This is a genomic window from Cronbergia sp. UHCC 0137, from assembly GCF_034932285.1.
GTDB lineage: Bacteria > Cyanobacteriota > Cyanobacteriia > Cyanobacteriales > Nostocaceae > Cronbergia.
Genome location: NZ_JAYGHC010000062.1, coordinates 21,443 through 29,112 on the forward strand (window position 1 = coordinate 21,443; position 7,670 = coordinate 29,112).

The window sequence follows — 7,670 nt, forward strand, 5'->3', positions numbered from 1 at the left end:
AGCTTAACCGACAAGTATTGGTACAAAATGCAGATGATATGTATGAATTAAATTGCCTAGTTTCAGGCTTTTGGAATCACATATTAGTGCGGTGCGTCAGATAGGAAAAATCTGTTAGATACTTAATTATCGGGTCTGACGCACCCTACAATAAATTTTTGGTGTGAGACTTGGGTAAGTCCTATTTTGATTATTGTGGCTAAAAAAGAGGATTAGAAAAGAACCAAAGTTTTAATCCTCTGGTTCTAAGCTGGAAAACTAAACAATTTACTAATTGTGTATCAAGATTTAGATTCTGCCAAGGTTATGCAGTCCTAAGATGATACCTGCACCTAAGATATGACCAAAGGCGCTGGTTGCCAGTACCGCAGGTAGACCAAACCCACCAAAGAAATTGGGCGCGGGTAAGGCTGGTTGGGCGCTGGGATACTTGATGGTGAATTTTCCGAAGGCGATCGCTATAATATTGGCAAGAATCATGATCACGCCAACGGTAGGACTCCATTCTAGGGGTGCGGGGACAGTAGCGAGTAAGGTTGAGGTAAACACCTGATTTGCTCCTGAGATTTTTGTAGGTTTGACAATATATTCTTAAATATTCGTAAGAAAATTCCAAAATAGTCCTCAATTTGCAGCAATATTTAATATTTAGTAAAAATACTTCATATAAATACAGAGTAGTTTACAAGTATAATAGTGATTTAAGGCTTGATCAAAAAGGCGATCGCTCATGACTACCGACTATAATAAGTATTTGTCAAACTTTGGATTTTATTTGTCCTTGGCCTGGACTTGCCACTGAGCAACTTTTTAGAATGAAATAGCCCTGAATAATTTCAACTCTAAAATTAAGATTTCTGAGATAAATATTTTGGCAGATTACCAGAATTTTGGTTCAAAGTTATAATCATTGGCAATAATTACCGAATCCCCGGCAGGTTTAATTAAAAATAATCCTTCTTGGACTGCATAAATATCCGCCCTTTCATCTATTTTAATTCCCGCCACTGCTCCATAGAGTTTATAACTTTGGTATTTAGGAAATGCTGTTTTAAATCTGGCTAATGTTTGCAAAAATCGCTTCACATCACGGACTTCTAAATGGGATTTAACTTCTATAGCCACAACTTCATTAGTATTTTCAGCCAGAATATCAATTTCTAAAGAGCCTTGAGCATCTTGAGCGTCAACTCGTAAAGCTGTATGATGAACATCAATTCCCTGGTCCTGAAATAATTTTGCAGCAGCAGGTCTAACGAGATTTTCTACAAATTCTCCCCAACGGCTAGTTATTCCTCCTACTTGTTTGTTGGTTTGCGCTACGATTTTGCGGAGGTCGGCCATTTCTTGTTCGTAAGCGCGTTGGTGGGCGCGTTGGCGTTCCTCAAATGCTTGTTGGTATTCATTCCGTTGTTGTTCACTTTCGCGGAACAAGGCGTAGATGTCATCTAGGGTAATAGGATCGCTCATGGCTGCTGAAAAACTCAAGTTATTTTGATTATATTAGACTTCTTGCAAAAGTCGTGATTTTCAAATTCTTCTTTGCGCCTACCCTTCGGGGCTGGACAATAAACCCTACAGCACACTTCCCTCATCTGCGTTTAATTCTTAGTTTAAGGTTTCAGCGAACTGACAAAAGCCCTCCGGGCATCCAAGAAACAGCGCTTGCGTAGTATGTTAATTCTGTGTATTTTTGGAGGGATTGTCCCGAAAATTATTGGTGTTACCATAGTTTACACCGAAAACACCTGTTTCAGGCACTTTCTCATAAAAATATGTCGGCACAAAATGTGCATGAAGTCTTATAGGATAAGGGATTCAGAATTAACACACTAGGCTTGCGCTATTGCTTTCGGTTTCCCCATAGCTATGTAATAAGCAATAATGTTAATATAATATTGGATTTATTGAAGGAGTTACAAATCAATGACTCAAGTAATTGCCAGAAAATCTTTATATGAATCTGATTATTTACATTGGACTCAAGAGACTATAGCTAAATTAAAAGCTAGGGACTTTGACAATGTGGATTTTGAGAATTTGATAGAGGAGATTGAGGATTTGGGGCGTTCTTATCGGGATGAGTTGGAAAGTCGTTTGGATGTGTTATTATCACATATTTTGAAGCGGTTATATGTTCCTTTAGTAAATGATTACAATGGTTGGGAAAGAACAATTAGAGAACAACGCAAGCAAATTAAACGACGTTTAGCAAAGTCACCTAGTCTTAAAAATTATTTGCCTGAAATTTTTGACGAAATCTGGCAAGATGTACTCAAGGAAGTCCGGGAAGATTATCCACAGTATGAGTTTCCTGATTTATGGCAGTTTGATCGCAATATTGACACATTATTAAACGACATTTTCTGGAGTTAAATGTTTTGAAGTAGTTAGCGATCGCATCCCATCATCCCCACATCCTCAAAAAGGCGATTCCTACGGAGCGCTTGCGCTATCGCACTCCCATATCCCCAAAGATCGCACCTTCCATATCTCAATAGAAAAGCGATACCTAGGGTGAGCTACCGCTAACCCATCGTGCTAACCTATAAAATAAACCTTAGTTACAAATCATCTTCTACCAATTCAGCTATTTTCATGATTGATTTTAAAGTCCCAAGCTTTAAATCTTGATTTTTATGTACAGGAATAGAGATAATTTTATTTTCATCAGCCTTTTCATAAATATGGTGACTGCCTGTAATTTTTTTGAGGATCCAGCCTTTTTTCTCAACAATTTTACATAGGTTTTTTCCAGAAATTGATTTCATACTGCAATTTCAATTATTTGAGAGATCGGATCTGGTTTTGGGATTTCATTAGCTACTTCTAGCCAACCTTGTATAGCATCTTGAAGGTTATGAATTAATTCTTCCATTGTATCTCCTTCTGTGATACATCCAGGTAGAGCAGGTACTTCAGCCCAATAACCACCTTCTTGGGCAGGATGAATAATTGCTTTGATTTTCATCTTGTTTATATTTATGTTGCTTGTTCTGAAAGGATTTTAACATATACAAAAATCCTTTACAGCGATCGCCCTCCCACATCCCCAAAAAGGCGATTCCTACGGAGTGCTTGCGCGATCGCCCTCCCACATCCCCAAAAAGGCGATCGCGTAAGCACTACGCCCTGAAATCGCTGTAATTAATCTCAAGAATCTGGGTTATTTTGTAACCATTGTTCTAAATCAGCTACAGAAGAAAAATCTAACAGAGCTTCACCCAATAATTCTAATTTATCAATTGTTAATCTACGAATTGAGTCAATCAAGGATAATTCAATGTCACCAACTCGCCGATTTAGTTGTCGTATAACTAGCTGTTGCTCTCCTTTCAATTCACCCCGTTCCATAGCCAGTTGTTCTGTTGGGCTGATTAAAGGCATTCTTCTTTCCTCCTCGAAATGTTTAATTTTAGTGACTAATCCTGCTTGTAATTGTTTAGGTAAAGTCATCATTGTGTCGATGATTTTAAATAACTTAACAATTTTCTCTTTTGTGAAGCCCCGGTCATAAAGTCCACGAATTAATATCCATTTCCATTGCTCTCTTTCTGCTAAATTACTGGTGGTAGCTTTAGTCTTTAAATGCGCCATGACTATGGTAGCAAAGGGATTATCACTCTTTTCTAATTCATCCCACTTTGATTCATAATCAAGGATTTTAGCTATGGGGAATTTTAAACTCAATTCACAATCCAACATAGCTCTATCATAACTATTTGGTCGCCAAGTAGGACTTGTATCACCTAAAATTGCCACGCTGACCACAAATTGGTGATAAAGGTCGAAGGCTCGGTAATTATAAGTGTACATCCGTTCTTGGAAGTTGGCATCATATTGACTTTGAATTTCAATGTGGATCAAGATCCATATTTGGCGTTGATCTAATAACCAAACTTTATACAGTTTATCGGCAATTCGGCTTTCGGTTTCTCCTGAAGCTGTAATTTCTTGCAGTTCTTTATCTAAAGATTCAGGGGTTTTTGTCCAATCTATTGCTTGATGGGCTAGAGGAAAGAAAAAGGCTAGGAAACTTTCAAAATATTCGTTTAATGCTTCTTTCCATGATTGATCATAATTTGCTGTTACTTCACTCATTTTATTTCTATATCAGTTACTCGAACTATTTTTATTAAACTACGATATTGCGATGGCGTACCCGCCCACCGGAGGTGATCGCTTTGCGTAGCGTCTCGTTCACAAAGTGTTCTGAAGGAAAGAAAGTATCACGATCGCTATAAACCCTATCAGAAATATTTTTAAGAGAAATCCGGGAGTAAACGATCGCTACCCCCACAATAGGCGATCGCTCTCCCAATATCCCAAACAGCGAACTGACAAAAGCCCTCCGGGCATCCAAGAAACAGCGCTTGCTCTATCGCTTAGAGAAAAGGATTAATAATTTGTAATCCTTCCACTGTAAAACCGTGTTGCATATCCTCTGAATAGAGTTGATTAACATTAACTGATAATGCGCTGGCGATAATTAAACTATCCCAAAATGAGAATAAATATTTTGTTCTTAATGTGGATGATTTCAACAATATATTCAAATCGAGTTCAATGATATGATGAATTTGATAAAAACCTTGAATAAGATTTTGAATTTGATTTTCGGGAAATTTTCCTTTTTTGATTAGGTTTACACAAACTTCATTGATTACCTGGGTACTTAAATAAAGTCCTGTTTGTGTGGCTAGATGGTTAGCAATTTGATGTTTTCGGATATCTTGACTCTGATTAAGTGCATATATCCAGATATTTGAATCTAAAAAAGTCGTCATGTTTTTATTCTTTTTCGTAAATTTCTTCTCGTTTCATTGGAGTTAATTTTTCTATATTTAAAGGATGTTCCAATAAATATTGGAGGTAATTTCCAGACTGTTCAGAGGCTTCTTGTTGAAGAGTGACTTTAACTATATTGGGTTGTTTTAACTGTTGTTGGTACTGTTCGGGAATTTTTATCATCCCATTTTCAATAGTGGTTTGAAATTCTACAGTAATCATATCTATTTTCCTAGTCTTTGCTCGCTTGTTACTTGTATTATAGCTGAATTTATTTCCTTTACCATTCCTAACAGCATCAAAGCGATCGCACTCCCACATTCCAAAACAGCGATCGCTCTCTCATATCCCCAATAGCGATCGCATCTTCCCACATCTCCAAACAGCGATCGCTCTCCCACATCCCTAAAGGCGATCGCACTCCCACATTCCAAAACAGCGATCGCACTCCCACATTCCAAAACAGCGATCGCTCTCTCATATCCCCAATAGCGATCGCCCTCCCACATCCCCAAAAGGCGATCGCGTAAGCACTACGCCCTAGAATCGCTGTAATTAATCTCAAGACTCTGGGTTATTTTGTAACCATTGTTCTAAATCAGTTACGGAAGAAAAATCTAACAGAGCTTCACCCAATAATTCTAATTTATCAATTGTTAATCTACGAATTGAGTCAATCAAGGATAATTCAATTTCACCAATTCGCCGATTTAGTTGTCGTATCACTAGCTGTTGCTCTCCCTGTTCTATTCCTCTTTCTATTCCCCTTTCCATAGCTAGTTGTTCGGTTGGACTGATTAAAGGCATTCTTCTTTCCTCCTCGAATTGTTTAATTTTAGTGACTAATCCTGCCTGTAATTGTTTAGGTAAAGTCATCATTGTGTCGATGATTTTAAATAACTTAACAATTTTCTCTTTTGTGAAGCCCCGGTCATAAAGTCCACGAATTAATATCCATTTCCATTGCTCTCTTTCTGCTAAATTACTGGTGGTAGCTTTAGTCTTTAAATGCGCCATGACTATGGTAGCAAAGGGATTATCACTCTTTTCTAGTTCATCCCACTTTGATTCATAATCAAGGATTTTAGCTATGGGGAATTTTAAACTTAATTCACAATCCAACATAGCTCTATCATAACTATTTGGTCGCCACGTAGGACTTGTATCACCTAAAATTGCTAGACTGACAACAAACTGATGATAAATGTCAAAAGCTCGGTAGTTATAGATATACATCCGTTCTGGAAAATTCTGATCATATTGACTTTGAATTTCAATGTGGATCAAGATCCATATTTGGCGTTGATCTAATAACCAAACTTTATACAGTTTATCGGCAATTCGGCTTTCGGTTTCTCCTGAAGCTGTAATTTCTTGCAGTTCTTTATCTAAAGATTCAGGGGTTTTTGTCCAATCTATTGCTTGATGGGCTAGAGGAAAGAAAAATGCTAGGAAGCTTTCAAAATATTCATTTAATGCTTCTTTCCATGATTGATCATAATTTGCTGTTACTTCACTCATTTTATCTCTATATTACCTATTCCAGTTATTAACTATAATTGACATACCAGCATATTTGTCACAAATGTTCGGTTTATGCCTGATTAAGCGGCTAAACTGATTTGAGAATATTCTAAATATCTATCTTTAGGTGGATGACATACATTTGCTATACTCTGTACTGTATCTTGAGTTACAAATATAAACAAATCCTAGTTAATAACCCTACACAACACTTTTATGACCTTCAATCTTCTTAATAACGGCTTAATTACTGATGAATTGTATCTAACTTTATTCTCAGTATTACAACAGGTGGAATTGCGTCTAAGAGATTTTGCTAATGGTGAAGAATTTATAGAGAAGATGCGATCGGCATTCGGTGATACATTTGATCCAGAAGCAGCTTTAAATCTGGCAAATGCTTGGAAAAATCAAGATTTTAGCATCATACCTACAATTACTTTGTTATCATCAGCAGAGTTAAATGGTGCAAATGGGGCTTATGGTGCAAGTACAAATACTATTTATTTATCTGCGGAATTTGTTAGAGACAATCAGCATTGTTTAGTTGATGTTGTCTTGGAGGAGTTGGGACATAGAATTGATTCCTTACTAAATCAGACCGATAGTGCGGGAGATGAAGGGGCGATTTTTGCGGCGTTGGTGTTGGGGGTGAGTCTTTCTGTTGAGGACTTGCAGCTACTAAGGGCAGAGGACGATCGCACGGTAATTATTTTAGATGGTCAGAGTATTGCGATCGAGCAGCAGAATTTTACAGGCACGGCGGGGAATGACACGATTGTTGGAACTTCTGGAGATGATGTAATTAATGGATTAGGGGGCAATGATAGTCTGAATGGTTTAGAGGGAAATGACACGATAAACAGTGGATTGGGGACTGACACAGTTAATGGGGGTGATGGAGATGACCTACTGATTGTAGATTATTCAAATAATACCTATAGTATCTGGCCTGGCTACAATATAACAACTTCAATTACAGCTAATAGTGCGGGAAGTCACAGTGGTTATTATGCCTCTCCCTATGGCTATACTACTGGTTATATCTACGATATTGTCTATTTTTCTAACATTGAAAGGTTCAACATTACTGGCACAATCGTGGATGATTATATTACCACAGGGAATGGCAATGATTTAATTGATGGAAGAGGTGGTAATGATGTCATCAATGCAGGTGGGGGAAATGACACAGTTAATGGGGGGCAAGGAGATGATAATATCTCAGGACAAGATGGCAACGACTATTTAAGAGGAGAAGAAGGGAACGATACGATAGATGGTGGGGCAGGGAATGATGTCATTGAAGGTGGTTTAGGGAATGATGTCATTACCAAAGGAAGTGGCATCGATACGGT

Annotated in this window: 11 protein-coding genes and 1 pseudogene; 2 read left to right on the top strand and 10 right to left on the bottom strand. The window is 37.7% G+C overall.

Annotated features, from left to right (window positions below; all coding sequences use genetic code 11):
* Nucleotides 1-288 precede the first annotated feature (288 nt).
* A complete protein-coding gene (psaK, locus tag VB711_RS22650) occupies nt 289-549 on the bottom strand; it encodes a photosystem I reaction center subunit PsaK (protein WP_323288594.1) in 261 nt (86 codons plus the stop codon).
* 330 nt (nt 550-879) lie between these two features.
* Nucleotides 880-1,470, bottom strand: coding sequence for a DUF3782 domain-containing protein (locus VB711_RS22655; RefSeq protein WP_323288595.1), 591 nt, complete (start codon nt 1,468-1,470; stop codon nt 880-882).
* Nucleotides 1,471-1,926: 456 nt separating this feature from the next.
* On the opposite strand from VB711_RS22655, the gene VB711_RS22660 reads away from it, so the two are divergent.
* Complete coding sequence (locus VB711_RS22660) at nt 1,927-2,376, top strand: DUF29 domain-containing protein (protein ID WP_323288596.1); 450 nt, start codon at nt 1,927-1,929, stop codon at nt 2,374-2,376.
* A gap of 188 nt (nt 2,377-2,564) precedes the next feature.
* Here the strand turns inward: VB711_RS22660 and VB711_RS22665 are convergent, their stop codons facing one another.
* The 8 genes from VB711_RS22665 to VB711_RS22700 all read right to left on the bottom strand — a co-directional run bounded on the left by VB711_RS22665 (nt 2,565) and on the right by VB711_RS22700 (nt 6,309).
* Nucleotides 2,565-2,771 (bottom strand): type II toxin-antitoxin system HicA family toxin, encoded by a 207-nt coding sequence (locus VB711_RS22665; RefSeq protein WP_323288597.1) that lies wholly within the window; start codon nt 2,769-2,771, stop codon nt 2,565-2,567.
* Nucleotides 2,768-2,971 carry a type II toxin-antitoxin system HicB family antitoxin gene (locus VB711_RS22670; protein WP_323288598.1) on the bottom strand — a complete coding sequence of 68 codons (204 nt, stop codon included), beginning with the start codon at nt 2,969-2,971 and terminating at the stop codon, nt 2,768-2,770. The genes VB711_RS22665 and VB711_RS22670 overlap by 4 nt, the downstream gene beginning before the upstream one ends.
* A 182-nt stretch (nt 2,972-3,153) precedes the next feature.
* Nucleotides 3,154-4,101 (bottom strand): DUF4351 domain-containing protein, encoded by a 948-nt coding sequence (locus tag VB711_RS22675; RefSeq protein WP_323288599.1) that lies wholly within the window; start codon nt 4,099-4,101, stop codon nt 3,154-3,156.
* Nucleotides 4,102-4,135: 34 nt separating this feature from the next.
* Nucleotides 4,136-4,363, bottom strand: coding sequence for a hypothetical protein (locus VB711_RS22680; protein ID WP_323288601.1), 228 nt, complete (start codon nt 4,361-4,363; stop codon nt 4,136-4,138).
* Nucleotides 4,364-4,385: 22 nt separating this feature from the next.
* Nucleotides 4,386-4,787 carry a PIN domain-containing protein gene (locus tag VB711_RS22685; protein WP_323288602.1) on the bottom strand — a complete coding sequence of 134 codons (402 nt, stop codon included), beginning with the start codon at nt 4,785-4,787 and terminating at the stop codon, nt 4,386-4,388.
* A gap of 4 nt (nt 4,788-4,791) precedes the next feature.
* On the bottom strand, nt 4,792-5,010 hold the full coding sequence (locus VB711_RS22690; RefSeq protein ID WP_323288603.1) for a hypothetical protein: 219 nt from the start codon (nt 5,008-5,010) through the stop codon (nt 4,792-4,794).
* A 76-nt stretch (nt 5,011-5,086) separates the two neighbouring features.
* Nucleotides 5,087-5,353, bottom strand: coding sequence for a hypothetical protein (locus VB711_RS22695; RefSeq protein WP_323288604.1), 267 nt, complete (start codon nt 5,351-5,353; stop codon nt 5,087-5,089).
* Nucleotides 5,350-6,309 carry a DUF4351 domain-containing protein gene (locus VB711_RS22700; RefSeq protein WP_323288605.1) on the bottom strand — a complete coding sequence of 320 codons (960 nt, stop codon included), beginning with the start codon at nt 6,307-6,309 and terminating at the stop codon, nt 5,350-5,352. The genes VB711_RS22695 and VB711_RS22700 overlap by 4 nt, the downstream gene beginning before the upstream one ends.
* A gap of 219 nt (nt 6,310-6,528) precedes the next feature.
* Here VB711_RS22700 and VB711_RS22705 point away from each other — a divergent pair.
* Nucleotides 6,529-7,670, top strand: a pseudogene (locus VB711_RS22705) (sodium:calcium exchanger); the annotation flags it as partial.

Bases quoted from the DNA above. Each gene is read 5' to 3' on its own strand.
- VB711_RS22700 (WP_323288605.1), bottom strand. From the start codon at position 6,309: ATGAGTGAAGTAACAGCAAATTATGATCAATCATGGAAAGAAGCATTA.
- VB711_RS22655 (WP_323288595.1), bottom strand. From the start codon at position 1,470: ATGAGCGATCCTATTACCCTAGATGACATCTACGCCTTGTTCCGCGAA.
- VB711_RS22670 (WP_323288598.1), bottom strand. From the start codon at position 2,971: ATGAAAATCAAAGCAATTATTCATCCTGCCCAAGAAGGTGGTTATTGG.
- VB711_RS22685 (WP_323288602.1), bottom strand. From the start codon at position 4,787: ATGACGACTTTTTTAGATTCAAATATCTGGATATATGCACTTAATCAG.
- VB711_RS22660 (WP_323288596.1), top strand. From the start codon at position 1,927: ATGACTCAAGTAATTGCCAGAAAATCTTTATATGAATCTGATTATTTA.
- VB711_RS22665 (WP_323288597.1), bottom strand. From the start codon at position 2,771: ATGAAATCAATTTCTGGAAAAAACCTATGTAAAATTGTTGAGAAAAAA.
- VB711_RS22675 (WP_323288599.1), bottom strand. From the start codon at position 4,101: ATGAGTGAAGTAACAGCAAATTATGATCAATCATGGAAAGAAGCATTA.
- VB711_RS22690 (WP_323288603.1), bottom strand. From the start codon at position 5,010: ATGATTACTGTAGAATTTCAAACCACTATTGAAAATGGGATGATAAAA.